The sequence below is a fragment of the Paracoccus marcusii genome (assembly GCF_006151785.1).
In the GTDB taxonomy this organism is placed as follows: Bacteria; Pseudomonadota; Alphaproteobacteria; order Rhodobacterales; family Rhodobacteraceae; genus Paracoccus; species Paracoccus marcusii.
The window spans coordinates 14,224-39,670 of sequence record NZ_VDDD01000017.1 but is presented as its reverse complement, the minus strand read 5'-3'; the positions used below and the strand labels follow the sequence as shown (position 1 = coordinate 39,670).

General features: G+C 67.5%; 27 protein-coding genes and 1 pseudogene. 15 read left to right on the top strand and 13 right to left on the bottom strand.

Annotated elements, in window-relative coordinates; translation table 11 throughout:
* Window positions 1-639: pseudogene (locus FHD68_RS04685) on the bottom strand (peptidoglycan-binding domain-containing protein); the annotation flags it as partial.
* A 108-nt stretch (window positions 640-747) separates the two neighbouring features.
* Here FHD68_RS04685 and FHD68_RS04680 point away from each other — a divergent pair.
* The 3 genes from FHD68_RS04680 to glyS are packed head-to-tail and all read left to right on the top strand — an operon-like array spanning window position 748 to window position 4,255.
* Entirely contained in the window at window positions 748-1,671 is a 924-nt protein-coding gene (locus FHD68_RS04680) for a glycine--tRNA ligase subunit alpha (protein WP_045999422.1), read from the top strand.
* Window positions 1,668-2,144, top strand: a complete 477-nt coding sequence (locus FHD68_RS04675) for a DUF6446 family protein (protein WP_045999423.1) — start codon at window positions 1,668-1,670, stop codon at window positions 2,142-2,144. Before FHD68_RS04680 ends, FHD68_RS04675 begins: the two co-directional genes overlap by 4 nt.
* Window positions 2,144-4,255 (top strand): glycine--tRNA ligase subunit beta, encoded by a 2,112-nt coding sequence (glyS, locus tag FHD68_RS04670; RefSeq protein WP_127898278.1) that lies wholly within the window; start codon window positions 2,144-2,146, stop codon window positions 4,253-4,255. The genes FHD68_RS04675 and glyS overlap by 1 nt, the downstream gene beginning before the upstream one ends.
* Window positions 4,256-4,401: 146 nt before the next feature.
* Here glyS and FHD68_RS04665 read toward each other — a convergent pair whose 3' ends face one another.
* The 12 genes from FHD68_RS04665 to FHD68_RS04610 form a co-directional block, all read right to left on the bottom strand.
* A complete protein-coding gene (locus tag FHD68_RS04665) occupies window positions 4,402-5,181 on the bottom strand; it encodes a succinate dehydrogenase iron-sulfur subunit (RefSeq protein WP_127898277.1) in 780 nt (259 codons plus the stop codon).
* A gap of 12 nt (window positions 5,182-5,193) precedes the next feature.
* Complete coding sequence (locus tag FHD68_RS04660; RefSeq protein WP_127898276.1) at window positions 5,194-6,018, bottom strand: hypothetical protein; 825 nt, start codon at window positions 6,016-6,018, stop codon at window positions 5,194-5,196.
* Window positions 6,015-6,329 carry a hypothetical protein gene (locus tag FHD68_RS04655; RefSeq protein ID WP_127898275.1) on the bottom strand — a complete coding sequence of 105 codons (315 nt, stop codon included), beginning with the start codon at window positions 6,327-6,329 and terminating at the stop codon, window positions 6,015-6,017. Before FHD68_RS04655 ends, FHD68_RS04660 begins: the two co-directional genes overlap by 4 nt.
* A 4-nt stretch (window positions 6,330-6,333) precedes the next feature.
* Window positions 6,334-6,702 (bottom strand): hypothetical protein, encoded by a 369-nt coding sequence (locus FHD68_RS04650; protein ID WP_052715122.1) that lies wholly within the window; start codon window positions 6,700-6,702, stop codon window positions 6,334-6,336.
* Window positions 6,702-8,504: a succinate dehydrogenase flavoprotein subunit gene (gene sdhA / locus FHD68_RS04645; RefSeq protein WP_127898274.1), complete on the bottom strand. Its 1,803-nt coding sequence runs from the start codon at window positions 8,502-8,504 to the stop codon at window positions 6,702-6,704. Before sdhA ends, FHD68_RS04650 begins: the two co-directional genes overlap by 1 nt.
* Before the next feature lie 7 nt (window positions 8,505-8,511).
* Window positions 8,512-8,901 (bottom strand): succinate dehydrogenase, hydrophobic membrane anchor protein, encoded by a 390-nt coding sequence (locus FHD68_RS04640; protein WP_045999429.1) that lies wholly within the window; start codon window positions 8,899-8,901, stop codon window positions 8,512-8,514.
* 7 nt (window positions 8,902-8,908) lie between these two features.
* Window positions 8,909-9,301 carry a succinate dehydrogenase, cytochrome b556 subunit gene (gene sdhC / locus FHD68_RS04635; protein ID WP_127898273.1) on the bottom strand — a complete coding sequence of 131 codons (393 nt, stop codon included), beginning with the start codon at window positions 9,299-9,301 and terminating at the stop codon, window positions 8,909-8,911.
* Between the two features lie 245 nt (window positions 9,302-9,546).
* The gene (locus FHD68_RS04630) at window positions 9,547-10,581 is read right to left on the bottom strand and encodes a MaoC family dehydratase (RefSeq protein ID WP_127898272.1); all 1,035 of its coding nucleotides are present in this window, start codon (window positions 10,579-10,581) and stop codon (window positions 9,547-9,549) included.
* The gene (locus FHD68_RS04625; protein ID WP_045999432.1) at window positions 10,578-10,784 is read right to left on the bottom strand and encodes a DUF1737 domain-containing protein; all 207 of its coding nucleotides are present in this window, start codon (window positions 10,782-10,784) and stop codon (window positions 10,578-10,580) included. Before FHD68_RS04625 ends, FHD68_RS04630 begins: the two co-directional genes overlap by 4 nt.
* 1 nt (window position 10,785) lies before the next feature.
* The gene (locus tag FHD68_RS04620) at window positions 10,786-11,337 is read right to left on the bottom strand and encodes an NnrU family protein (protein WP_127898271.1); all 552 of its coding nucleotides are present in this window, start codon (window positions 11,335-11,337) and stop codon (window positions 10,786-10,788) included.
* A gap of 42 nt (window positions 11,338-11,379) precedes the next feature.
* Window positions 11,380-12,222: an HpcH/HpaI aldolase/citrate lyase family protein gene (locus tag FHD68_RS04615; RefSeq protein WP_127898270.1), complete on the bottom strand. Its 843-nt coding sequence runs from the start codon at window positions 12,220-12,222 to the stop codon at window positions 11,380-11,382.
* Between the two features lie 82 nt (window positions 12,223-12,304).
* Window positions 12,305-12,811, bottom strand: coding sequence for a sulfite exporter TauE/SafE family protein (locus FHD68_RS04610; protein WP_244297761.1), 507 nt, complete (start codon window positions 12,809-12,811; stop codon window positions 12,305-12,307).
* Window positions 12,812-12,960: 149 nt separating this feature from the next.
* Here FHD68_RS04610 and FHD68_RS19470 point away from each other — a divergent pair, with 149 nt between their 5' ends.
* The 12 genes from FHD68_RS19470 to FHD68_RS04555 all read left to right on the top strand — a co-directional run bounded on the left by FHD68_RS19470 (window position 12,961) and on the right by FHD68_RS04555 (window position 25,445).
* A complete protein-coding gene (locus tag FHD68_RS19470; RefSeq protein WP_240542384.1) occupies window positions 12,961-13,116 on the top strand; it encodes a hypothetical protein in 156 nt (51 codons plus the stop codon).
* Between the two features lie 96 nt (window positions 13,117-13,212).
* Window positions 13,213-14,175, top strand: coding sequence for a malate dehydrogenase (mdh, locus tag FHD68_RS04605; protein WP_045999436.1), 963 nt, complete (start codon window positions 13,213-13,215; stop codon window positions 14,173-14,175).
* Between the two features lie 67 nt (window positions 14,176-14,242).
* The gene (locus tag FHD68_RS04600; protein WP_127898269.1) at window positions 14,243-15,412 is read left to right on the top strand and encodes a hypothetical protein; all 1,170 of its coding nucleotides are present in this window, start codon (window positions 14,243-14,245) and stop codon (window positions 15,410-15,412) included.
* Between the two features lie 185 nt (window positions 15,413-15,597).
* The gene (gene sucC / locus FHD68_RS04595; protein ID WP_127898268.1) at window positions 15,598-16,791 is read left to right on the top strand and encodes an ADP-forming succinate--CoA ligase subunit beta; all 1,194 of its coding nucleotides are present in this window, start codon (window positions 15,598-15,600) and stop codon (window positions 16,789-16,791) included.
* Window positions 16,792-16,872: 81 nt separating this feature from the next.
* Window positions 16,873-17,757 (top strand): succinate--CoA ligase subunit alpha, encoded by an 885-nt coding sequence (gene sucD / locus FHD68_RS04590; protein WP_045999684.1) that lies wholly within the window; start codon window positions 16,873-16,875, stop codon window positions 17,755-17,757.
* A 92-nt stretch (window positions 17,758-17,849) separates the two neighbouring features.
* Complete coding sequence (locus FHD68_RS04585) at window positions 17,850-18,203, top strand: hypothetical protein (RefSeq protein WP_139085319.1); 354 nt, start codon at window positions 17,850-17,852, stop codon at window positions 18,201-18,203.
* 34 nt (window positions 18,204-18,237) lie between these two features.
* Window positions 18,238-21,204, top strand: a complete 2,967-nt coding sequence (locus FHD68_RS04580) for a 2-oxoglutarate dehydrogenase E1 component (protein ID WP_045999439.1) — start codon at window positions 18,238-18,240, stop codon at window positions 21,202-21,204.
* 4 nt (window positions 21,205-21,208) lie between these two features.
* Window positions 21,209-22,726 carry a 2-oxoglutarate dehydrogenase complex dihydrolipoyllysine-residue succinyltransferase gene (gene odhB / locus FHD68_RS04575; RefSeq protein ID WP_127898266.1) on the top strand — a complete coding sequence of 506 codons (1,518 nt, stop codon included), beginning with the start codon at window positions 21,209-21,211 and terminating at the stop codon, window positions 22,724-22,726.
* Window positions 22,727-22,824: 98 nt separating this feature from the next.
* Window positions 22,825-23,079 carry a hypothetical protein gene (locus tag FHD68_RS04570; protein ID WP_127898265.1) on the top strand — a complete coding sequence of 85 codons (255 nt, stop codon included), beginning with the start codon at window positions 22,825-22,827 and terminating at the stop codon, window positions 23,077-23,079.
* Entirely contained in the window at window positions 23,079-23,480 is a 402-nt protein-coding gene (locus FHD68_RS04565) for an MAPEG family protein (protein ID WP_127898264.1), read from the top strand. Before FHD68_RS04570 ends, FHD68_RS04565 begins: the two co-directional genes overlap by 1 nt.
* 62 nt (window positions 23,481-23,542) lie before the next feature.
* Complete coding sequence (gene lpdA / locus FHD68_RS04560; protein ID WP_127898263.1) at window positions 23,543-24,931, top strand: dihydrolipoyl dehydrogenase; 1,389 nt, start codon at window positions 23,543-23,545, stop codon at window positions 24,929-24,931.
* Window positions 24,924-25,445, top strand: a complete 522-nt coding sequence (locus FHD68_RS04555; protein WP_240542383.1) for a lytic transglycosylase domain-containing protein — start codon at window positions 24,924-24,926, stop codon at window positions 25,443-25,445. Before lpdA ends, FHD68_RS04555 begins: the two co-directional genes overlap by 8 nt.
* Window positions 25,446-25,447: the final 2 nt, after the last annotated feature.

The window sequence follows — 25,447 nt, the reverse complement described above, 5'->3', positions numbered from 1 at the left end:
GGGCGCGGGCAGGTCCGGGGCCTGGCCCGCGTCCAGCGCCTCGCCCAGATCGGCGGCGCGGGCCAGCATGGCGTCGTCCGGGATCATGTCGGCCTTGGCCAGCACCGGCAGCCAGGCGGAGGCCGCATCCTCGGCCACCGGGCCAAGCGCCACCGCGAACCACCCGTCGGGCAGACGCCACAGCCCGGCCTCGGGGAAATCGGCCCGGAACCGCGCCAGCGCGGCGCGGGCCTCGGGTTCGGCCTGAACCGATTCCAGCCGCAGATAGGCGTCGGGCGACGGCGGGGCCACCACAGCCGGGGCCGTCGCCGCGGTATCGCCCACCGGCATCAGCGCGGTCCCCGGCGCGGGGGTGCTGACGAACGCGTCCTGGGGCACCTTGCCGGCCTGCTTCAGCCGCTCCAGCAGGGGCCCGGCGCGATCCTCGGGCAGCGGCCCAATGGCGATCCCCGTCCAGCCGCCCGGCAGGGCCAGCGTCACGACCCCGTCGAACCGGTCGGCCCATCCCTGCGCCGCCTGCGCCGCCGCCTGGGGATCGCGCTTGGCCTCCAGACGGATCACCGCGCCCTGGGCCAGCGCCGCACCGGGCAGCGCCCCCGCCAGGACCAGTCCCATCACCAAGCGCAAAGGCGTCGTCATCCTGTCCATCCTGTCGCGGGTGTCCTGCCCGCCGTCGGGCCTTCATTGACCCTGTTGCATCGCGCGCCTAGAAGACGCCTTGCCCGATCTACGCAAAAGGATGGCCCGATGACCAGCCCCAACCGACCCCGCAGTTTCCAGGAGATCATCTTGGCGCTGCAGACCTATTGGGCAGGCCAGGGCTGCGCCGTCCTGCAGCCCTATGACATGGAGGTGGGCGCCGGGACGTTCCACCCCGGGACCACGCTGCGCTCTCTTGGATCGCGGGCCTGGGCCGCGGCCTATGTCCAGCCGTCGCGCCGCCCCACCGATGGCCGGTACGGAGAGAACCCCAACCGCCTGCAGCACTACTATCAGTTCCAGGTCATCATCAAACCGTCGCCCCCCGACCTGCAGGAGCTGTATCTGGGCAGCCTGCGCGCCATCGGACTGGACCCGATGGTCCATGACGTCCGCTTCGTCGAGGATGACTGGGAATCGCCTACGCTCGGCGCATGGGGCCTGGGCTGGGAGGTCTGGTGCGACGGCATGGAGGTCAGCCAGTTCACCTACTTCCAGCAGGTCGGCGGTCATGACTGCCGCCCCGTCTCCGGAGAGCTAACCTATGGCCTGGAACGCCTGGCCATGTACGTGCTGGGCGCGGAACACGTGATGGACATGCCCTTCAACGACCCGGACAGCCCGATCGCGCTGACCTATGGCGACATCTTCCGCCAGACCGAACAGGAATACTCGCGCTGGAACTTCGACCAGGCCGACACGGACATGCTGTTCCAGCATTTCAAGGACGCCGAGGCCGAATGCGCCCGCATCCTGGCCGCCGACCGCACCGACGGCGCGGGCCGCACCATCCCGATGGCGCATCCCGCCTATGACCAGGCGATCAAGGCCAGCCACCTGTTCAACCTGCTGGACGCGCGCGGTGTGATCTCGGTCACGGAACGCCAGGCCTATATCGGCCGGGTTCGGGCGCTGGCCAAGGGCTGCGCCGATCTGTTCCTGACCACCGATGCGGCGGGGTCGCCCGCGTGAACTGGGGCAAGGTCGCGGCGCTGGCCCTGCTGGGCAGCACCATCGCCGCGGGCGCGGGCATGTGGTACGCGCAGGAATACCTATACTATGACCCGATCGACCCGAACGGCCCCGATGCCGCCATCGCGGTGACCACCCCTGCCGGCGAACGACCCCTGACCCTGACCGGGTTCGAGGGGATCGACGCCGACAGCAGCCCGCTGCGCTGGCGCGCCTGCGCCACGGTGGACACGGTTCCCGCCGACGCCCTGCCCTTTGACGGCGCCACGCCCCTGAACGCGCCCGGCTGGTTCGCCTGCTTCGACGCAGCGCGGATCGGCGGCGACCTGGAAAGCGGCGCCGCCCGCGCCGTGCTGTCGGTCAGCGAGATCCGCCCCGACGTGGACCGCGTACTGGCCGTCTATCCCGACGGCCGCGTCTACGGCTGGCACCAATACAACGACAAGACCCCGGAACGCGGAGTGATGGACTGATGCCCGACCTGCTGATCGAGCTTTTCTCGGAGGAAATTCCCGCCCGCATGCAGGCCCGCGCGCGCGAGGACCTCAAGCGCCTGGTGACCGATGGCCTGGTTCAGGCCGGCCTGACCTATGCCAGCGCAGGTACCTTCAGCACGCCGCGCCGCCTGGCCCTGGCGGTCGAGGGCCTGACCGCCGCCAGCCCTACCACGCATGAGGACCGCAAGGGCCCCCGCACCGACGCCCCCGATGCCGCGCTGGAGGGCTTTTTGCGATCCACCGGGCTGACCCGCGACCAGCTGCAGGCCCGCGACGACAAGAAGGGCCAGGTCTGGTACGCGACCGTCACCAAGCCCGGCCGCCCCGCCGCCGACATCGTGGCCGAAGTGCTGGAGACGACAATCCGCAATTTCCCCTGGCCCAAATCCATGCGGTGGGGGTCGGGCAGCCTGCGGTGGGTGCGCCCGCTGCATTCGATCCTGTGCATCCTGTCGGACGAGGCCGGCGCGACCGTTGTGCCGCTGACCGTCGACGGCATTGCAGCGGGCAACACCACCCGCGGCCACCGCTTCATGGCGCCCGACGTGTTCACGGTCAGCGGCTTTGACGACTATGCCGCCAAGCTGCGCCGCGCCCGCGTGATGCTGGACACCCAGGAGCGCGCCGCCGAGATCCGGTCGCAGGCCGACAACCTGGCCTTTGCACGCGGCTGGCAGATCGTCCCCGACGACGCCCTGCTGGCCGAGGTCGCGGGCCTGGTCGAATGGCCCGTGCCCCTGATGGGCGTGATCGAGGACCGCTTTCTGGCCCTGCCCCCCGAGGTGCTGCAGACCTCGATGAAGGAGCACCAGAAGTTCTTCTCGGCCCGCAATCCGTCAACGGGCCGGATCGAAGGGTTCGTGACCGTCGCCAACATCCAGACGCCCGACGACGGCGCGACGATCCTGGCCGGCAACCAGCGCGTCCTGGCCGCGCGCCTGTCGGACGCGGCGTTCTTCTGGGAAAACGACCTACGCGAGGCGAAATCAGGAATGGCGGCCTGGGCCGCGGGCCTGGCTTCGGTCACCTTCCACAACAAGCTCGGCTCGCAGGCCGACCGGATCGAACGCATCGCGGCCCTGGCCCGCGAAATCGCTCCCTTGGTCGGCGCCGATCCCGATCAGGCCGAACGCGCCGCGCGCCTGGCCAAGCTGGACCTGCGCTCGGCCATGGTCGGAGAGTTCCCCGAACTGCAGGGCACGATGGGCCGCTACTACGCGCTCGAGGCCGGCGAACCCGCGGCGGTCGCCGACGCCGCCCGCGACCACTACTCGCCCCTCGGCCCCTCCGACGCGGTGCCCACCGCGCCGGTCTCGGTCGCCGTGGCGCTGGCCGACAAGATGGATACGCTGACGGGGTTCTGGGCCATCGACGAAAAGCCGACCGGGTCGAAGGACCCCTTCGCACTGCGACGGGCGGCCTTGGGGGTGATCCGGCTGATCGTCGGGAACAACCTCACTGTGCCCCTTCAGAGCGTCATGTCGACAATGGTGCGGAAGTCCGACATGTTGCACGCCGAAAGCGACAGCGGGATCGTCGGCCCATCTCCTGACCAATATTTGCGGGACCTCCTCTCCTTCCTCCACGACCGCCTGAAGGTCTATCTGCGCGATCAGAGCATCCGCCACGACATCATCGACGCGGTGCTGGCGCAGGAGGGCAATGACGACTTGGTCCGCGTGGTGGCCCGCACTACCGCACTGAACGCGATGCTGGCGACTGAGGACGGCCGCAACCTGACCCAGGGCCTGAAACGCGCCGGCAATATCCTGGCCCAGGCCGAGGAGAAGGACGGCGTCGAATACAGCTTCGGCGCCGACGTCAAGTTCGCCGAGACGGACCAGGAACGCGCCCTCTTCACCGCGTTGGACACCGCCGAACCGGCGATCCGCCACGCCATGGCCAGGCAGGACTTCCCCGCAGCCATGACCGCCATCGCAGCCCTGCGCACGCCGATCGACGCGTTCTTCGAGGCCGTGCAGGTCAACACCGACAGCCAGATCGTCCGGCGCAACCGCCTGAACCTGCTGTCCCGCATCCGCGAAGCCGGTCGCCAGATCGCCGACTTCACCCGCATCGAAGGCTAAAGCCCCCCAAACGAAAACGGCCCGGAGATTGCTCTCCGGGCCGTCTTTGTATGTCCGCCCTGCCGCAGGGGAGCCCGAGGGGACGGCACGTCCCCTCGGCGGGGGGTGCGGGGGGCTGGCCCCCCGCCGGCCGTCGCGGGACGCAATCAGACCGCGCGTTCCACCATCATGTGCTTGATCGACGCGATGGCCTTGGCGGGGTTCAACCCCTTGGGGCAGGTGTTGGTGCAGTTCATGATCGTGTGGCAGCGATACAGCTTGAAGGGATCCTCAAGCTCGTCCAAACGCTCGCCCGTCGCCTCGTCGCGCGAGTCGATGATCCAGCGATAGGCGTGCAGCAGCGCGGCCGGCCCCAGGTACCGATCGCCGTTCCACCAGTACGACGGGCAGGCCGTCGAACAGGAGGCGCACAGGATGCACTCGTACAATCCGTCCAGCTTCTTGCGGTCCTCGATCGACTGCCTCCACTCCTTGCCGGGGGTCGGCGTCTTGGTCTGCAGATAGGGGTTCACGGACGCGTGCTGCGCATAGAAATGCGTCAGGTCCGGCACCAGGTCCTTGACCACCGGCATGTGCGGCAACGGATAGATCGCGACGTCGCCCTTGACCTCGTCGATGCCGAAGATGCAGGCCAGCTTGTTGCCGCCGTCGATCACCATCGCGCAGGACCCGCAGATCCCCTCGCGGCAGGACCGGCGGAAGGACAGGGTCGGGTCGATCTCTGCCTTGATCTTGATCAGGGCGTCCAGCATCATCGGCCCGCACTTGTCCAGATCGACGAAATACGTGTCCAGACGCGGATTCTCGCCAGTCTCGGGGTCCCACCGATAGATCTTGAACTTCTTTACGTTGGTTGCGCCCTCGGGCTTGGGCCAGGTCTTGCCGACGCGGATCTGACTGTTCTTGGGCAGGGTGAACTGGACCATGGGTAGCTCCTTTCAGAGAGTGCCTTCGGACGGCACATGGGCCGCAAACAGGGGTTGCGACCGGGCCACCAGATCGGCCACCCGGTCGCGGGCATGAGGGTTCAGCGCCAGCCCGTTCAGGCGGCGCAGGAATTCAGTGGCGCCGGGCGTCAGACGCTCCATCGCGCGGGATTCCAGCGGCGGCAATGCGTCCAAACGCGCATCAGGGACACCCACCAGCGACAGCAGCTGACGGCCGGGACGATCGGCGTCCGCCTCGTCCTCCAAACGCAGCCGGGTAACAGGAACAGACGACAGCGCGCCGTCCAACCGCCGCAGCAGGTCGCCCCATCCGGGCAGTTCGGACGTCTGCGCGCGGAATTCGGGCAGCGTCAAGGCATAGCCGTCGGTGCGCACGGCCTGCGCCCAGACCGACGGAAGCCACGCCGTCATCCGACGGGTATAGACCACCACATGCGGGGCAAAGCCGCGATCGGCCGCGACCTGCACCAGCGTCGCCAGCATCGCGGGCAGTGCCGGGAACAGACGGGTCTCTCCGCCGTTGCCGGGCATCGCGCCGGCCAGATTCTCATGGGACAGGATCACCGGGCGGTCGTCGTCCGGCAGACCGTCCAGCACCGTCTCGAACGTCGAGACCAGCGTGGCGCGGTGATCATCGTCGGGGGCAAGGCTGCATGCGATGGCCGCACGTCCAAGCGGACGCATCGGCGTCCCCTCCTCGGGCGTGCGGATCACGACCGCGTCCGCCAGCACCGGGGCCGAACGGCGCAGGAACCGTTGCAGGCTGGTGGTACCGGTCTTCTGGACGCCGACATGCAGGAACAGCGGACGGCTCACGGCGTCCCCCGCCAGCCGGGCTGGTCGGCCAGCGCGCGCTCGGGCATCTGGCCCGACCGGCGCTGGACGCAGCGGTTGAAGACGTCGGACGGATCGCGGCCGCGGATGTAGTCGCTACTGATCTCCAGCTCGACGCTGCCAAAGCCACGCGTGCCCCCCGACCCCGAGCCGACACCCATCGCGATACTCCCGCGCGGGCGTTCGGCCATTTCGGCGTCGCGCAGGCAGCTTCGTTCGGCCTGGTCCACCGGGACCGGACCGCAGGCCGCCACCACAGGCAGCAGACCCACGAAGATTGCCCGCGCGATCATCAGATCACGCCGTGCGCGCCGCGGCGGCGATGCACTGCGTCGTCGCCGGACGCGACACGATCGCGGCCACGCTGTCGGCGGTGCCGGTCACGCCCGAGCGCGACATCTGCGCGATGTCGATCAGCTCGGCGGTCGAGGCGTTGTTGACCACGCAGTCGGTATAGGGCGTGACATTGACGCCCGGCAGGCGGCGCTGCATCTCGCTGTCGACGACGTTGCGGGCGATCTGGCGCGACGCCGCGTCCAGCACGGTCGGCGCGGGCGCGACGCCGGGGGCGGTCGGCACGGCGGGGCCGGTCATGGGGACCGGGGCGACGCAGCCCGCCAGGGTGGCGGCGGCAATGCCGAAAGCGGCGATGAGATTGAAGCGCATCAGTAAACCCTTTTCTTCGGAGCGATCTTTTGCAGGTCGATCCCGCCTTCCTCGGCCGTGGTCAACGGCTCCAGGTGGACGGGGCGGTAGGCCAGTTTAACCTTGTTCCCATCGACCCAGGCAAGCGAATGCTTGCGCCAGTTGGCGTCATCCCGCTCAGGGTAATCCTCGTGCGCATGGGCGCCGCGGCTCTCCTTGCGGGCCTCGGCCGCGACGATCGTTGTCAGGGCGTTGGGCATCAGGTTGGTCAGCTCCAACGTTTCCATCAGGTCCGTGTTCCAGATCAATCCGCGATCGGTGACCTTGATGTCATCCATCTTGCCCGCGATGCCCTCCATCTTGACCACGCCCTCGGCCAGGGTCTTGTCGGTGCGGAAGACGGCAGCATCCAGCTGCATCGTGCGCTGCATCTGGTCGCGCAGCTCCGCGGTGGCCATGGTGCCTTTGGCATGGCGCAGCCCGTCGAAACGGTCCAGCGCGCGGTCGACCTCGGCCTTGTTGGTTGCGGGAACGGCACCGGCACGGTCCACGACCTCGCCGGCGCGGATCGCGGCGGCGCGGCCGAACACCACCAGGTCGATCAAGCTGTTCGACCCAAGACGGTTCGCACCATGCACCGACGCACAGCCAGCCTCGCCCACGGCCATCAGGCCGGGGAAGATCGCATCGGGATTTTCTTCCGTCGGCGCAAGGACTTCGCCCCAATAGTTCGTGGGAATTCCACCCATGTTGTAGTGAACCGTCGGCAAAACCGGGATCGGCGCACGGGTCAGATCGACACCGGCAAAGATCTTGGCGCTTTCACTGATGCCGGGCAGGCGCAGGTCCAGCGTCTCCGGCGGCAGGTGCATCAGGTTCAGGAAGATGTGGTCCTTGTCGGGACCGACGCCGCGACCTTCGCGGATCTCCATCGTCATGCAGCGGCTGACGACGTCGCGGCTGGCCAGGTCCTTGTAAGTGGGCGCATAGCGCTCCATGAACCGCTCGCCTTCCGAGTTCGTCAGGTAACCGCCTTCGCCCCGCGCGCCTTCGGTGATCAGGCAGCCCGAGCCGTAGATGCCGGTCGGGTGGAACTGCACGAATTCCATGTCCTGCAGCGGCAGGCCCGCGCGGGCGACCATGCCGCCACCGTCGCCGGTGCAGGTATGGGCGCTGGTCGCGCTGAAATAGGCGCGGCCATAGCCGCCGGTCGCCAGCACCACCATCTTGGCGTTGAAGACGTGCATCGTGCCGTCATCCAGCTTCCAGCAGACGACGCCGGTGCAGCGGCCATCGGTGATGATCAGGTCCAACGCGAAATATTCGATGAAGAACTCCGCGTTGTTCTTCAGCGACTGGCCGTACAGGGTGTGCAGGATGGCGTGGCCGGTGCGGTCGGCCGCGGCGCAGGTGCGCTGGACCGGGGGGCCTTCGCCGTATTCGGTGGTATGGCCGCCGAAGGGGCGCTGATAGATGCGCCCGTCCTCGGTCCGGCTGAACGGGACGCCGTAATGCTCAAGCTCGTAGACGGCCTTGGGGGCCTCGCGCGCCAGGTATTCCATGGCGTCGGTGTCGCCCAGCCAGTCCGACCCCTTGACGGTGTCGTACATGTGCCACTGCCAGCTGTCGGGGCCCATGTTGGACAGCGACGCGGCGATGCCGCCCTGGGCCGCGACGGTGTGCGAGCGCGTCGGAAAGACCTTGGTCACGCAGGCCGTGCGCAGCCCCTGTTCGGCCATGCCGAGCGTCGCGCGCAGACCCGCGCCGCCGGCCCCGACGACGACCACGTCATAGTCATGAACGATTGTTTCGTAAGCTGCCATGTCGTCCTCAGATCGCGGGAAGGGTGAAGGCCATCTTGGCCAGCGCAAAGATGGCGGCGGCGATCACGCCCCAGCCAAAGATCGCGATGGCGACCATCGTCAGTTGCTGGGCGGTGCCGTGGACATAGTCCGCGATTGCCCCGCCCTGAGAGCCCTTAATGAAATGGATCATGCCTACGATGACGAACAGCGCGGTGATGATGCCGGGAAAGGGTCGGCCGAAATGGGCCACGACCTGATCCTGGGGCAGGCCGATGGCGCCGCCCACGGCGATCAGGAACAAGGGCGTCAGCACGATCAGCGCATAGCTGCTCATCGTGATGTTCCAGTGATGCGCGGTGCCGGCGCGGGCAGAGCCCAGACCCTGGGCGGCCTTGCGGGGGGTGATGTAACGCATGATGCCCTCAGCCGATGAAGAAGATGATCAGGCTCAGCACGGTCAGCGCGACCGAACCGATGATGATGGCCCAGGAGCCGCGCTTGGCCTCGTCGATCTCAAGGCCCAGGCCGTTGTCGTAGAACAAGTGGCGCACGCCCGACAGCGCGTGGAACCACAGCGCCCAGGTGGAGGCTGTCATGATCAGGAAGCCCAGCCAGGACCGCAGGACCCAATCGGCCGTGGCGAAGGCGCCGGGGCTGCTGACTGCGGCGACCAGCCACCAGACCAGCAGCAGGATGCCCACCGACAGTGCGTGCCCGGTGATGCGCGTCAGGATCGAGGTGACCGCGGGGATCGGCAGGCGATAGACCTGAAGATGGGGGGAAAGGGGCCGGTTGCCCCGGTTCACGTCGGCCATCGGCGGCCCTCCTTTGTCGGTTCAGCTTGTCCCGTCGCAGGGGCCCGGAAGGGACCGGGCTGGCCGCGCGGGCTGGCGATTGGTGCCGTTCTTGACGCTACAGATGCCATCTGTCATCCGCAGATACCACCCCGCGCGCGCAAATGACGCGGAAATGGGGCTTTGTGATCACAGGCACGGCGGCTGTGATCACAGGTTTCCCGCCGTTAGCGGCGGACATCGAAACGTCGCGACTCGACGCGCCGTCACACCGGCATCAGCGCCCAATAGTCCAGATCCAGCAGCACGTCCGGCAGGTACTTGCCCTGATCGTCGCGCAGCGTGCCGGCCGGCGCGCCGTTCCGCGTCGCGACCAGCCGCAGGCGGATCGCGCCGATGCCCGGCGCATCCGTCGGCGCACGCTCCAGCACCTGGGACCAGGCGCGCACCGTATCGCCGGCAAAGCATGGATTGGCATGCGCTCCGGCATTCAGCGCCACGATCATCTGCGCGTTGGCCAACCCGTTGAAGGACAGCGCGCGCGCCAGGCTAATGACATGGCCGCCATAGATCAGCCGCCGCCCGTCGGGACGATGCGTGGCGTCGAAATGCACCTTGGCCGTGTTCTGCCACAGGCGGGTGGCCAGCATGTGCTCGGCCTCCTCGATGGTGACGGCGTCGACATGATCGATGACCTCGCCCACGGCATAATCGCCCCATCGGTGCGGTTCCCCTGCCAGATCAAAGTCGTATTCGGCAAAGCTCAACCCCTCCGGCACGATCAGGTCGGCCGCGTCGACGCTGTCGGCCAGATCGGGAACCACCGCCTCGGGCGCGGGGGACTGGGGGTCGCGCTTGCGGACCATGACCCACCGGACATAGTCCAGCACGACTTCGTCCACCTGGTTCAGACCCTGGGTCCGCACCCAGACCACGCCCGACTGGCCGTTGGAGTTCTGCCGCAGGCCGATCACCTCGCTCTCGGAGCGCAGCGTGTCGCCGGGCCAGACCGGCCGCAGCCAGCGCCCCTGGGCGTATCCCAGATTGGCCACCGCGTTCAGGCTGACATCGGGCACCGTCTTGCCGAAGACCGTGTGGAAGGCCAGCAGATCGTCCAGCGGGCTGCCGTCCAGACCACAGGTGATCGCGAATTCGTCCGACGAATACAGCGCATGCCGCGCAGGATAGAGCGCGTGGTACAGCGCCCGTTCGCCTTCCGCCACGGTGCGGGGCACGGCGTGGCGGATGGTCTGGCCGACGGTGTAATCCTCGAAGAACCGGCCGGGATTGGTCTTGGTCATTGCTGTCCCAGCTTCATGTCGGGGTGGTATTCGGCCTCGATCTCCTTGGTGACGGCCTGCCCCATGCGCATCACGCCCTTGATCGGGTCATGGGCCATTGACGGGCTGCCATGCAGCGACCAGCCCTTGGACAGGGCCTCGCTGACGCGGTGGCAGAACTTGGACGTGTCGTCGTCGGTGATGCAGCGATAGATCAGGGGCATGTCAGGCTCCTCCGAAGGGCCAGGGGCCGATCCAGCCGTGGATCAGGCCGATCACGATCATGACGATGACGGCGCCGACGGCGGCCATCGCCTCCTTGCGGGCGGGGAAGGGTCCGGTCGGGCGGACCCAGGGGCTGGCGCGGTTGATCGCCACCATCTCGACGAAGGACCAGGCCAAGAGGCCGCCGAACAGGATGAAGGACGGCGTGTCGCCGTTCACCAGCAGATGCGCGCCCGCCCACAGGGCAAAGCCCCACAGCATCGGGTGGCGGGTCATCGCGGTCACGCGGGTCTTCATGCCGCTGGCCGCGAACAGATAGAGGGCGACCAGGACCAGCAGGTTGTTGATTCCCACCAGCGCCGGGTTCGGCCCCCAGAAGAACGCGCCCGTCGCGCCCTGATAGCCGATGACCATCAGGATGATCGACAGGACCAACAGGCCCGTGACCATGCCTTTGCCCCGCTCGCCCATCGAGGCGCGGCTGGCGGGGGCCACCCGCTTGTAGAGATGCGCCGCCCACCACAGGGCCACGCCTAGGATCAGGATCAGCATCTGGCTTTCCTCTTGCTGGAGCTTGTGGCGCGCAGACTGCCCTTATTGCGCCATGGCCGCAATCGCCTGCGCACGGTCCAGCGTCTGGCGCGCGGTGGCGACGTGCAGGTTCTCGACGATGCGGCCATCGACGACGGCGACACCCTGCCCCTGCGCGGTGGCCGCATCAAACGCCTCGATCTGGCGGCGGGCCAGGGCGACCTCCTCCTCGGTGGGCGCGAAGGCGGCGTTGGCGATGTCCAGTTGGGCGGGGTGGATCAGGGTCTTGCCGTCGAACCCCATGTCGCGGCCCTGTTCGCATTCCGCGCGCAGGCCGTCTTCGTCCTTGAAGGCGTTGAAGACGCCGTCGACGATCACCACCCCATGCGCCTTGGCCGCCAGCAGGCACAGCCCCAGCCCGGCCATCATCGGCAGGCGGTCGGCGCGGAAGCGGCTGCCCAGATCCTTGGCCAGGTCGTTCGTGCCCATCACCATCCCCGCCAGCCGCGGATGCGCCGCGATGCCGGCGGCGTTCAGCATGCCCAGGGGTGTCTCCATCATCGCCCAGAGCGGCGTGTCGGGGATCAGCGCGGCCACGCGGTCCAGATCGTCCGGGCCGTCCACCTTGGGGATCAGCACCGCATCGATGTCCAGCCCGGCGCAGGCGCTGGCATCGTCCGCGCCCCATGCCGTGGACAGCGCATTGATGCGCACGATCCGCGCACGGGGGCCGTAATCCTGGGTCAGGGCCTGGGCCAGCGCGTCGCGCGCGGCGGCCTTGGCATCGGGGGCCACAGCATCCTCGAGGTCAAAGATGATCGCGTCGGCGGCAAGGCCACGGGCCTTTTCCATCGCACGGGCATTGGCGGCGGGGATGTACAGAACCGAGCGGTAGGGACGAGCCATGAGAAACCTCCGGGCAACAATGTTGCGCCTTGGTGCCGCGTTGCGCCATATATGGCAAGCGAAAAATGCCGCACTGCGGCGATCAGCCCGCCAGCCCCTGCCAGATCAGCCGCAGCGACACCGCCAGCAGACCCCAGGTGATCAGCCGATAGAACAGCGCGGGTGGAATGATCCGCACCAGCCGCAGCCCCACCCAGACCGCCGCCAGCGACACCGGCATCAGCACCGCCGCCGTGGCCAGGTTCGCCGGCGACAGTTGGCCCAAGGCGGCATAGGGGATCAGCTTGACCCAGTTGCCGATGGCAAAGAACCAGGTCGTCGTGCCTGCATAGATCAGCGGCGACAGACGCAGGGGCTGGGCATAGACCTGCCACAGCGGCGCGCCCGCATGGCTGACGAAGCTGGTGTAACCCGCAAGCCCGCCCCAGATGGTGGCCGCCCTGCCCCGCGCGGGCCGGGGCACGGCGTCCAGTGCCGGTCGGATCAGCGCGTTCAGCGCGAATCCCAACCCGATGACCCCCACGATCAGCGTGACGCCCCGCACCGGCACGATGCTGGCCGTGGCCCAGCCCACCGCGATCCCCCCCATCGCCCCGGGGCAGCGCCAGCAGCAGCACGCGCCGGTCCAGGTTGCGGCGGAACGCGATCAGCCCGCCCACGTCGGACACCACGTAGATCGGCAGCAGCAGCCCCGCCGCCTGCACCGGCGACATCACCAGCGACATCAGGGGCACGCTGATGATGCCCACCATCGCCAGCCCGCCCTTGGACAGGCCCACGGCGATCGCCGCGATCACGGCCAGCGCCCAGCCCGCGCCCGACAATTCCAGCATGGGCCTCTCCCTGCACGACGTGCAATCTGTGGCCCGTGGCGGGGATGAAGACAAGTGTTAGCACAACCATGCCACCCGGCCGTGGGACCGTCTTGCGATTCCTTGCGCGACCGCTTACCCCTGCCGCACCTTTTCACCACCCAATCGGAGGTTAACCATGGCCCGACCCAAAATCGCACTGATCGGTGCGGGGCAGATCGGCGGCACGCTGGCGCATCTGGCCGCGATGAAGGAACTGGGCGACGTCGTCCTGTTCGACATCTCGGAAGGCACGCCGCAGGGCAAGGCGCTGGACATCGCGCAATCGGGCCCGTCCGAGGGATTCGACGCCCGCATGAAGGGCGCCAACGATTACGCCGACATCGCCGGCGCCGACGTCTGCATCGTGACCGCGGGCGTTCCGCGCAAGCCGGGCATGAGCCGCGACGACCTCTTGGGCATCAACCTCAAGGTCATGAAATCCGTGGGCGAGGGCATCGCCAAGCACGCCCCCGACGCCTTCGTGATCTGCATCACCAACCCGCTGGACGCGATGGTCTGGGCGCTGCGCGAGTTCAGCGGCCTGCCCCACAACAAGGTCTGCGGCATGGCCGGCGTGCTGGATTCGGCGCGCTTCCGGCACTTCCTGTCGCTGGAGTTCAACGTGTCGATGCGTGACGTGACGGCCTTCGTGCTGGGCGGCCATGGCGACACGATGGTGCCGCTGACCCGATACTCCACCGTGGCGGGCATCCCGCTGCCCGACCTGGTCAAGATGGGCTGGACCACGCAGGAGAAACTGGACGGCATCGTCCAGCGCACCCGCGACGGCGGCGCCGAGATCGTGGGCCTGCTGAAGACCGGCAGCGCGTTCTATGCCCCCGCGACCAGCGCCATCGAGATGGCCGAGGCGTACCTGAAGGACCAGAAGCGCGTCCTGCCCTGCGCGGCGCATGTGGACGGTGCCTATGGCCTGAAGGGCATGTATGTCGGCGTGCCGACCGTGATCGGCGCCGGCGGCGTGGAAAAGATCATCGACATCAAGCTGGACCGCGACGAACAGGCGATGATGGACAAGTCGATCGAGGCCGTGAAGGGTCTGGTCGAGGCCTGCAAGGGCATCGATTCCTCGCTGGCCTGATCTTCGCTTGCGAAATCCCGGAACGGCGCGCCATGATCGGCGCGCCGTTTCCCGTTTCAGGTGTGCCATGCGCTGTCTTCTTGCCGTCCTGTCGCTGCTTGCCGCGCCCGCCCTGGCGCAGGAGACGTCGGCCCTGATCGCGGAGCGGGGCCTGGCGGGGGCACGGACGCAGCTGCTGGCGCAGGCGCCCTCGGCCGACCGCGACCTGGCCATCGCCGCGACACGGTTCCTGGGCGGGGTCGAGGCCGCGTTCCAGGCCCGCCACCGGATCGGCGCGACGGACCCGCTGGTGCCCCTGTCGCTGCTGGGGGCGACGCTGCCGCCGAACCCCGATCCGCAGCCGATGACGGCCGATTTCGTCACCGCGATGATGCGCGACCTGTCGCAGGCCATGCGGGACACCCGCGACGCCCTGCCCGACGGCCCCGCGACGCTGACCCTGGACCTGCGCGACCTGTGGCTGGACGTCGACGGCGACGGCACGCGCGGTCCGACCGAGGATCTGGCGGCGCTGTCGGGCCTGCCCCTGCCCGAAGGCCCGGCTGTGGTGCGGTTCGACGCCGCCGACATCCATTGGCTGCGTGCCTATACTCATCTGATCGACGGGGTGGCGACGCTGATCCTGGCCTTCGATCCCGAACCCGCGCTGGCGCAGCGGATCGCGCTGGATGCGGCGCTGGCCGAACAGTTTGCCCAACCGCCCGGCCAGATGGCCCGCGCACCCAATTTCGACATGCAGGCCCGCGCCTTCGGCCCGATGGTGGACAGGATGGCGGTGGTGATCCAGACGCTGCGCCGCCAGCCCGACCCTGCGCTGACCCGCGCCGCGGGGGATCATCTGCGGGCGATGGTCGCCGCCAACCGCGTCTTCTGGACCGAGGTCGCGCAGGAGACCGACGACGACCGCGAATGGATTCCCAACGATGCCCAGCAGGCGGCGCTTGGCTTTGCCCTGCCGCCGGAGACGGGGTCGATGTGGCTGGCGATCCTGGACGAGGTCGACCAGGCACTGACCGGCCGGATGCTGATCCCCTTCTGGCGCTTTGCCCCCGGACATGGGGTCGACCTGGCGATGTGGCTGGACGATCCGCGCCCGGTCGATGTGGCGGACTGGGTCCAGGGCACCGCCGCCCTGCCCTATGCCCGCCCCGGCCTGACCGTCGGGCGCGACAACTGGGACCGGTTCCTGAACGGCTTTCAGGGCCGGGCGGGGCTTTACATGCTGCTGCTGAACTGACCGCGGCGCGCGAATCAACCTGCTTGCGCTATCGGCGCGGATGTTTGTGATCACGGCAAATCTGGCTGTGATCACATTCGGCGGCTTCCCGCCGGTTTTCGGCATTTTACGGGGAATTCGTTTCTGTGTGCCCTTCATGCGTGGCACAAGGCCCCAAATCTGTCGAACCGAATGAGGGGGTCGAGATGAACATCCACGAATACCAGGCCAAGGCGCTGCTGCGTCAATACGGCGCGCCCGTCAGCGAAGGCCGCATCGTGATGAAGGCCGACGAGGCCAAGACCTGCGCCAGCGAGATGGACGGTCCGCTGTGGGTCGTCAAGGCGCAGATCCACGCCGGTGGCCGTGGCAAGGGCCATTTCACCGAGGCTGCGGCCGGTGAGAAGGGCGGCGTCCGCCTGGCAAAGTCGGTCGAGGAAGCCGAGGAACTGACCCGCCAGATGCTGGGCCGCACCCTGGTCACGCACCAGACCGGACCGGCCGGCAAGCAGGTCAACCGCATCTATATCGAGGACGGCAGCGACATCGCGCGCGAGCTGTACCTGGCCCTGCTGGTGGACCGTCAGACCTCGCGCGTCAGCTTCGTCGCTTCGACCGAGGGCGGCATGGACATCGAGGAAGTGGCCGAGCACACCCCCGAGAAGATCGTCAGCTTCAGCGTCGATCCGGCGTCGGGCCTGTCGGATTTCCACGGCCGCCGCGTGGCCTTTGCCCTGGGCCTGGAAGGCCAGCAGGTCAAGCAGTGCGTGGCCCTGGTCAAGAACCTGTATCGCATGTTCATCGAGAAGGACATGGAGATGCTGGAGATCAACCCGCTGATCGTCACGCCCGAAGGCCAGATCAAGTGTCTGGACGCCAAGATGGGCTTTGACAACAACGCACTCTATCGCCAGCCCGACATCATGGCGCTGCGCGACGAGACCGAGGAGGACAGCAAGGAGCTGGCCGCCTCCAAGTTCGACCTGAACTACATCGCGCTGGACGGCGAGATCGGCTGCATGGTGAACGGCGCAGGCCTGGCGATGGCCACGATGGACATCATCAAGCTGTTCGGCGCCGAGCCCGCCAACTTCCTGGACGTCGGCGGCGGCGCCACGACCGAGAAGGTCACCGAGGCGTTCAAGATCATCACCAGCGACCCGAACGTCAAAGGCATCCTGGTCAACATCTTCGGCGGCATCATGCGCTGCGACATCATCGCGGAGGGCATCATCGCCGCCGTGAAGGAAGTCGGTCTGCAGGTCCCGCTGGTCGTCCGCCTGGAAGGCACCAACGTCGAGCTGGGCAAGGAGATCATTGCCAACAGCGGCCTGAACGTGATCGCCGCCGACGACCTCAAGGACGGCGCCGAGAAGATCGTGAAAGCGGTCAAAGGCTGATCCATCCGGGCGCGCGGGTCACGCGCGCCCTCCTCTGGAACATCGCGGTGCGTCTGGCGCCGCTTACGCAAGGAGGCCATGATGGCCGTTCTCGTCGACAAGAATACCAAAGTCATCTGCCAGGGGATCACCGGATCCCAGGGCACCTTCCACACCGAACAGGCGATCGCCTATGGCACGCAGATGGTCGGTGGCGTGACGCCGGGCAAGGGCGGCACGGATCACCTGGGCATGCCCGTCTTCAACTCGGTCCACGAGGCCGTGGCCAAGACCGGCGCCAATGCGTCCGTGATCTATGTCCCGCCCCCGTTCGCGGCGGATTCGATCCTGGAAGCCATCGACGCGCAGATCCCGCTGATCGTCTGCATCACCGAAGGCATCCCGGTGCTGGACATGATGCGCGTCAAGCGCGCGCTGGCCGGGTCGCAGTCGCGCCTGATCGGGCCGAACTGCCCCGGCATCATGACCCCCGACGAATGCAAGATCGGCATCATGCCGGGCAGCATCTTCCGCCGCGGGTCGGTCGGCGTCGTGTCGCGTTCGGGCACCCTGACCTATGAGGCGGTCAAGCAGACCTCGGACGTGGGCCTGGGCCAGTCCAGCGCGGTCGGCATCGGCGGCGACCCGATCAAGGGCATGGAGCATATCGACGTGCTGCAGATGTTCCTGGACGATCCCGAGACCGAGTCGATCATCATGATCGGCGAGATCGGCGGATCGGCCGAGGAAGAAGCCGCCGAGTTCCTGGCCGAGCAGAAGCGCAAGGGCAAGTGGAAGCCCACCGCGGGCTTCATCGCGGGCCGCACCGCCCCTCCGGGCCGTCGCATGGGCCATGCCGGCGCGATCGTGTCGGGCGGCAAGGGCGACGCGGAATCCAAGATCGAGGCCATGAAGAAGGCCGGCATCATCGTCGCCGACAGCCCCGCGGGCCTGGGCGAGGCCGTGCTGAAGGCGATCAAGGGTTGATGATTTGACAGTCCGCCCCCCGGTACCCACCTGTTGGGGGGCGGATTGACGCAAAGGGAAAGACCGTGGACCAGCAGGCAGGCCAACACGACATGACCGCATCCGCGCCCCGCGCGGGCCGGTGGCTGTCGCTTGTGGCGCTGCTGGGCCTTGCGGGCTGCGGGGACAGGATGACCAACGACATCCTGCCCGGCGGCATCCCGGCGCGCACCAACCTGCACCAGGCCAGCGGCCTGCCGCCGGAATCGGTGCGCACTGTCTCTCGGCGGGATTTCGGGTGGCGGGTGATCTATCGCCCCGCCTATGCCCCGCCGAATGCCGAAAGCCGCACCGCCGTCGCGCTGTGCGGCCTTGAACGTCGGGCCCCGCTGCGGATCCAGCAGCAGCCCCGGCTTGACCCGACCGCCGATCCCGGCGCCCGCATCTTCGACATCTACTGCGCCTGATCCAACCCATATTTGCCCTGAACGGGGACCAGCCATGACCGACCAGCCAAAGAACACCGATTTCCACGATTCCTCGTTCCTGCAGGGCCATAACGCGGCCTATGTGGAACAGTTGTACGGCCAGTGGGCCAAGGACGCAGGCGCGGTGGACGAAGCCTGGGACAGCTTCTTCCGCTCGCTTGGCGACGATCAGGACGTGGCCGTCCGCGAATCCGAGGGTGCAAGCTGGAAGCGCGCCGACTGGCCGCCGGTCCCCCAGGATGACACCACCAGCGCCCTGACCGGCGAATGGCCCTCCGCGTCCAAGGGCGACGCCGACGCCGCGATCAAGAAGATCGCCGCCAAGGCCGAGGAAAAGGGCCTGAAGCTGTCGACCGACCAGATGCGTCAGGCCGTGCTGGACAGCATCCGCGCGCTGATGCTGATCCGCGCCTTCCGCATCCGCGGACACCTGCACGCGCAGCTGGACCCCCTGGGCCTGCGCGAAGTGCCCGATCATGGCGAGCTGAAGCCCTCAACCTATGGCTTTGGTCCCGGCGACATGGACCGTCCGATCTTCATCGACAACGTCCTGGGCCTGGAGATCGCGTCGATCCGCCAGATCACCGACCTGATGACCCGTACCTATTGCGGCACGTTCGCGCTGCAGTACATGCACATCTCGAACCCCGAGGAAGCCGCCTGGCTGAAGGAGCGGATCGAGGGTTACGGCAAGGAGATCGCCTTCACCCGCGAAGGCCGTCGCGCCATCCTGAACAAGCTGGTCGAAGCCGAGGGCTTTGAGAAGTTCCTGCACGTCAAGTACATGGGCACCAAGCGCTTCGGCCTGGACGGCGGCGAGGCGCTGATCCCCGCGATGGAGCAGATCATCAAGCGCGGCGGCGCGCTTGGCGTGAAGGAGATCGTGTTCGGCATGCCGCACCGCGGCCGCCTGTCGGTCCTGGCCAACGTGCTGTCGAAACCCTATCGCGCGATCTTCCACGAGTTCCAGGGCGGCAGCTTCAAGCCCGAGGACGTGGACGGTTCGGGCGACGTGAAATACCACCTGGGCGCCAGCGCCGACCGTGAATTCGACGGCAACAATGTCCACCTGTCGCTGACCGCCAACCCCAGCCACCTGGAGGCCGTGAACCCGGTCGTGCTGGGCAAGGCGCGCGCCAAGGGCGACCAACTGGGTGACCTGACGGACCGCAGCTCGGTCCTGCCGATCCTGCTGCACGGCGACGCGGCCTTTGCGGGCCAGGGCGTCGTGGCCGAATGCCTGCAGCTGTCGGGCATCCGGGGTCACCGCACGGGCGGCTGCATCCACATCGTGGTGAACAACCAGATCGGCTTTACCACCGCGCCGGCGTTTAGCCGCACCTCGCCCTATCCGACCGACATTGCGCTGATGGTCGAGGCGCCCATCTTCCACGTGAACGGTGACGACCCCGAGGCCGTGGTCCATGCCGCCCGCGTGGCCATCGAGTTCCGCCAGAAGTTCCGCAAGGACGTGGTTCTGGACATCATCTGCTATCGCCGCTTCGGTCACAACGAAGGCGACGAGCCGATGTTCACGAACCCGGCGATGTACACCAAGATCAAGGCGCAGAAGACCACGCTGCAGCTGTACACCGAACGCCTGGTCGCCGACGGGCTGATCCCCGAGGGCGAGATCGAGGACATGAAGGCCGCCTTCCAGGCGCACCTGAACGAAGAGTTCGAGATCGGCAAGAACTACAAGCCGAACAAGGCCGACTGGCTGGACGGCAAGTGGTCGGGCCTGAACCGCGAGGGCACGGACTATATCGCAGGCGAGACCGGCATCACCCCCGAGGTGATGACCCAGGTCGGCCGTGCGCTGACCAACGCGCCGGATGGTCTGACCCTGCACAAGACCGTGGGCCGCCTGCTGGAAGCCAAGAAGCAGATGTTCGAGACGGGCGAAGGCTTTGACTGGGCCACGGCCGAGGCGCTGGCCTTCGGTTCGCTGGTGACCGAGGGACATGGCGTGCGCCTGTCCGGTCAGGACAGCACCCGCGGCACGTTCAGCCAGCGGCATTCGGCCTTCATCGACCAGAAGTCCGAGGACCGTTACTATCCGCTGAACAACATCGCCGAGGGTCAGGCCCGCTATGAGGTCATCGACAGCATGCTGTCGGAATACGCGGTGCTGGGTTTCGAATATGGCTATTCGCTGGCCGAACCCAACACGCTGACCCTGTGGGAGGCACAGTTCGGCGACTTCGCCAACGGCGCGCAGATCATGTTCGACCAGTTCATCTCCTCGGGCGAGAAAAAATGGCTGCGCATGTCCGGCCTGGTGATGCTGCTGCCGCACGGCTTCGAGGGCCAGGGCCCCGAGCACAGCTCGGCCCGCCTGGAGCGGTTCCTGCAGCAATGTGCCGAGGACAACTGGATCGTCGCGAACTGCACCACGCCCGCGAACTACTTCCACATCCTGCGCCGGCAGATCCACCGCGGCTTCCGCAAGCCGCTGGTGCTGATGACGCCGAAATCGCTGCTGCGCCACCCGCTGGCCATCAGCCGCGCCGAGGAGTTCCAGTCGGGTTCGACCTTCCACCGCGTGCTGTGGGATGACGCGCAGCGCGGTCGTTCGGACACCAAGCTGGTGGCCGATGACCAGATCAAGCGCGTCGTCGTGTGTTCGGGCAAGGTCTATTACGACCTGCTGAAGGCGCGCGACGAGGCCGGCATCACCGACACCTATCTGCTGCGCCTGGAGCAGTTCTATCCGTTCCCGGCACAGTCGATGGTCAAGGAACTGGGCCGCTTCAAGCAGGCCGAGGTCGTCTGGTGCCAGGAGGAGCCCAAGAACCAGGGCGGCTGGAGCTTCGTCGAGCCCTATCTGGAATGGGTGCTGGAGCGGCTTGGCGCCAAGCACACCCGCGCGCGCTATGCGGGCCGGAACGCCGCGGCCTCGGTCGCCACGGGCCTGGCATCGCGCCACAAGGCCGAACAAGAGGCGCTGGTCGCCAACGCCCTGAACCTTGAAGGATGATCCGATGACCACCGAAGTCCGCGTACCCGCCCTGGGCGAATCCGTCACCGAGGCCACGATCGCCACCTGGTTCAAGAAGCCCGGAGACCGCGTCGAGGTCGACGAGATGCTGTGCGAGCTGGAGACCGACAAGGTCACCGTCGAGGTGCCCAGCCCCGCCGCCGGCACCCTGGCCGAGATCGTCGCCGCAGAGGGCGAGACGGTCGGGCCCGACGCGCTGCTGGCCCAGATCAGCGAGGGTGGCGAAGCCGCCGCCCCCGCCCCGAAACCTGCCAAGGCCGAAGCACCGGCCGAAAAGACCGAGGAACAGAAGACAATGAGCGGCAATTCCGTGGACGTGATGGTCCCGTCCCTGGGCGAAAGCGTGACCGAGGCGACCGTCGCCACCTGGTTCAAGAAGCCGGGCGACCGCGTCGAGGCCGATGAGATGCTGTGCGAGCTGGAGACCGACAAGGTCTCGGTCGAGGTCCCGGCCCCCGCCGCGGGCGTCCTGGCCGAGATCCTGGCCGAGGAAGGCGCGACCGTCGATGCCAAGGCGCGCCTGGCGATCATCACCGAGGGTGCCGCCGGCACCACCGCGCCCAAGGCCTCGGATGCGCAGGAGACCGTCCTGCCGAATGCCGGCCCCGAGGAGACCAAGCCGCGCGACGTCGAGGATGCACCCTCGGCCAAGAAGGCCATGGCCGAAAAGGGCGTCAGCCGCGACCAGGTCCAGGGTTCGGGCCGCGACGGACGCGTGATGAAGGAGGACGTGGCCAAGGCCAAAGCGGCCCCTGCGCCCGCCGCGAAGGCCCCCGCCGCCCCCCGCCCGGCCGAGGATGCCGCGCGCGAGGAGCGGGTCAAGATGACCCGCCTGCGCCAGACGATCGCCCGCCGCCTGAAGGACGCGCAGAACACCGCCGCGATGCTGACGACCTATAACGAGGTCGACATGTCCGCGATCATGGGCCTGCGCAACGAGTACAAGGACGCCTTCGAGAAGAAGCACAAGGTCAAGCTGGGCTTCATGTCCTTCTTCGTAAAGGCCTGCTGCCACGCGCTCAAGGAAGTCCCCGAGGTCAATGCCGAGATCGACGGCACCGACGTGGTCTACAAGAACTACGTCAACATGGGCGTCGCGGTGGGCACGCCCTCGGGCCTGGTCGTGCCCGTCGTGCGCGACGCGGACCAGAAAGGCTTTGCCGCCATCGAGAAGGAGATCGGCGAGCTGGGCCTGAAGGGCCGCGACGGCAAGCTGTCCATGGCCGAGATGCAGGGCGGCACCTTCACCATCTCGAACGGCGGCGTCTACGGCTCGCTGATGTCGTCGCCGATCCTGAACCCCCCGCAGTCGGGCATCCTGGGCATGCACAAGATCCAGGAGCGTCCCGTGGTCGTCGGCGGTCAGATCGTCATCCGCCCGATGATGTATCTGGCGCTGTCCTATGACCACCGGATCGTCGACGGCAAGGGCGCGGTGACCTTCCTGGTCCGCGTCAAGGAAGCGCTGGAAGATCCGCGCCGCCTGCTGATGGATCTCTGATCCCGCCGGGGGCCCTTCGGGGCCCCTCTCGCACGACGGGCTTGCGCTGCCACCGGCGCAAGACCAAAGCTGGGCCGTCACGAACCGGAGCCTGACCCATGCAACTGATCGTCCGCTACACCCACGCCGACCCCGCCACGTTCCGCACGGCCTTCGACGCCGATGCCGAGGATCGGGGCCGCAACGGCCTGACGCTGCTGCAACTGTGGCGCGAGGATGACGGTCATTCCTGGGCGCTGTTCCAGGTCGGCAACCCAAAGGCTGCCCGCGATTACCTGGACGGCGCGGCGGCGGTCTTCGCGGCCCAGGCCGGCGTCACCGGCACCGACGCACATTTCGTGGAAACCGTCTGATGCCCCCCGAGGTCGCAGCCCTGGCCGTCGCCGGACTGATCCAGACCGCGCAGTTCGCAACCTATTCCGTGATGGCGCAGCGCCAGGTCGGCCGCCGCGCCGCCATGAGCCCGCGCGACCGCGGCAAGGTCGAGCTGACCGGGACGGCCGGTCGCCTGCAACGTGCCTTCAACAACCATTTCGAAGGCCTGATCATGTTCACCCTGGCGGTGGTCGTGGTCACGCTTGGCGACGCATCCGGCACGCTGACCGCGATCTGCGCCTGGACCTATGTGGCCGCGCGCATCCTCTATATTCCCGCCTATGTGCGGGGCTGGGTGCCGGGCCGCTCGATCATCTGGATCGTCGGCTTTGCGGCGACGGTGCTGATGATCCTCATTGCCCTGATTTCTTCTTTGTAAAAATACCCCGCGGGGCCCGGGGGCGCGAAGCCCCCGGCCGCGGTCTGACAAAAGGAACTGCCATGTATGATCTCATCGTGATCGGCGCCGGCCCCGGCGGCTATGTCTGCGCCATCCGCGCGGCGCAGCTGGGCCTGAAGGTCGGCGTGGTCGAGGGCCGCGAGGCTCTTGGCGGAACCTGCCTGAACGTCGGCTGCATCCCATCCAAGGCCCTGCTGCATGCCAGCCACATGCTGCACGAGGCGCATGAGAACTTTGCCAAGATGGGCCTGATGAACGCCCATGTCGACGTCGACTGGACCAAGATGCAGTCCTACAAGGCCGACACGGTCCAAGGGAACACCAAGGGCATCGAATTCCTGTTCAAGAAGAACAAGATCGACTGGATCAAGGGCTGGGCCTCGATCCCCGAAGCCGGAAAGGTCAAGGTCGGCGACACCGTCCACGAGACGAAGAACATCGTCATCGCCACCGGATCGTCCCCCGCCGCGCTGAAGGGCGTGACGGTCGACAACGACGCGGGCGTGATCGTCGATTCCACCGGCGCGCTGGCCCTGCCCAAGATCCCCAAATCCATGGTCGTGATCGGCGCAGGCGTCATCGGTCTGGAATTGGGTTCGGTCTATGCGCGCCTCGGCGCCGAGGTGACGGTGGTCGAATACCTGGACGTCATCACCCCCGGCATGGACGGCGAGGTGCAGAAGCAGTTCCAGAAGATGCTGTCAAAGCAGGGCCTGTCCTTCGTCATGGGCGCCGCCGTGCAGTCGGCCGAGGCCAAGGACGGCCAGGCCACCGTTACCTATGCGCTGAAGAAGGATGACAGCACCCACAGCCTGACCGCCGACGTGGTCCTGGTCGCCACGGGCCGCCGCCCGCATGTGGATGGCCTGGGCCTCGACGCGCTTGGCGTGACCATGACCGATCGCGGCTTCGTCAAGGTCGACGACCACTGGGCGACCAGCATCAAGGGCGTCTATGCCATCGGCGACGCGGTACCCGGCCCGATGCTGGCCCACAAGGCCGAGGACGAGGGCATGGCGGTGGCCGAGGTCATCGCGGGCAAGCATGGCCATGTGAACTATGGCGTCATCCCCGGCGTGATCTACACCACCCCCGAGGTCGCCAATGTCGGCCTGACCGAGGAGCAGGCCAAGGAAGGCGGGCGCAAGGTCAAGATCGGCAAGTTCCCCTTCATGGGCAATGCCCGCGCCAAGGCGCAGTTCCTGGGCGAAGGTTTCGTCAAGCTGATCGCCGATGCCGAGACCGACCGCATCCTGGGCTGCCACATCATCGGCCCGTCGGCGGGTGACCTGATCCACGAGGTCTGCGTGGCGATGGAGTTCGGCGCCTCGGCCGAGGATCTGGCCCTGACCTGCCATGCGCATCCGACCGTGTCGGAAGCCGTGCGCGAGGCGGCGCTGGCCTGCGGCGGCGGCGCCATTCATGCCTGACGCGCGTATGGTGGCGGGGGCCCTGCCCCCGCGGCCTGCGGCCCATCTGGGTCGGCGCGGGCTGCTGATCTCGATCCTGGCGCTGGCCGCGTGCGGCAGTGGCGGGGTCCGGTCAGGCAGCAACGGGCGGATCGGCGGGTCGGGCCTCTACCCAAACGAGACGCCCTATCTGCGCCAGCGCATCAACTTCTGGGCACGCCATTATGACGTGCCCAGTTCGCTGGTCCAACGGGTGATCCTGCGCGAATCCAGCCACCGTCCCGACATGCGGAACGGCCCGTATCACGGGCTGATGCAGATTGCGCCGCAGACGGCGCGCACGATGGGCTATCGCGGGCCGGATCGTGGTCTGCTGGATGCCGACACGAACCTGCGCTATGGCGTGAAGTACCTGCGCGGCGCCTGGATGGTGGCCGAGGGCGACCCCGACCGTGCCGTCATGTGGTATTCGCGCGGCTATTACTACGAGGCCAAGCGCAAGGGCCTGCTGAAGCGGACCGGCCTCAGCGGCTGAGG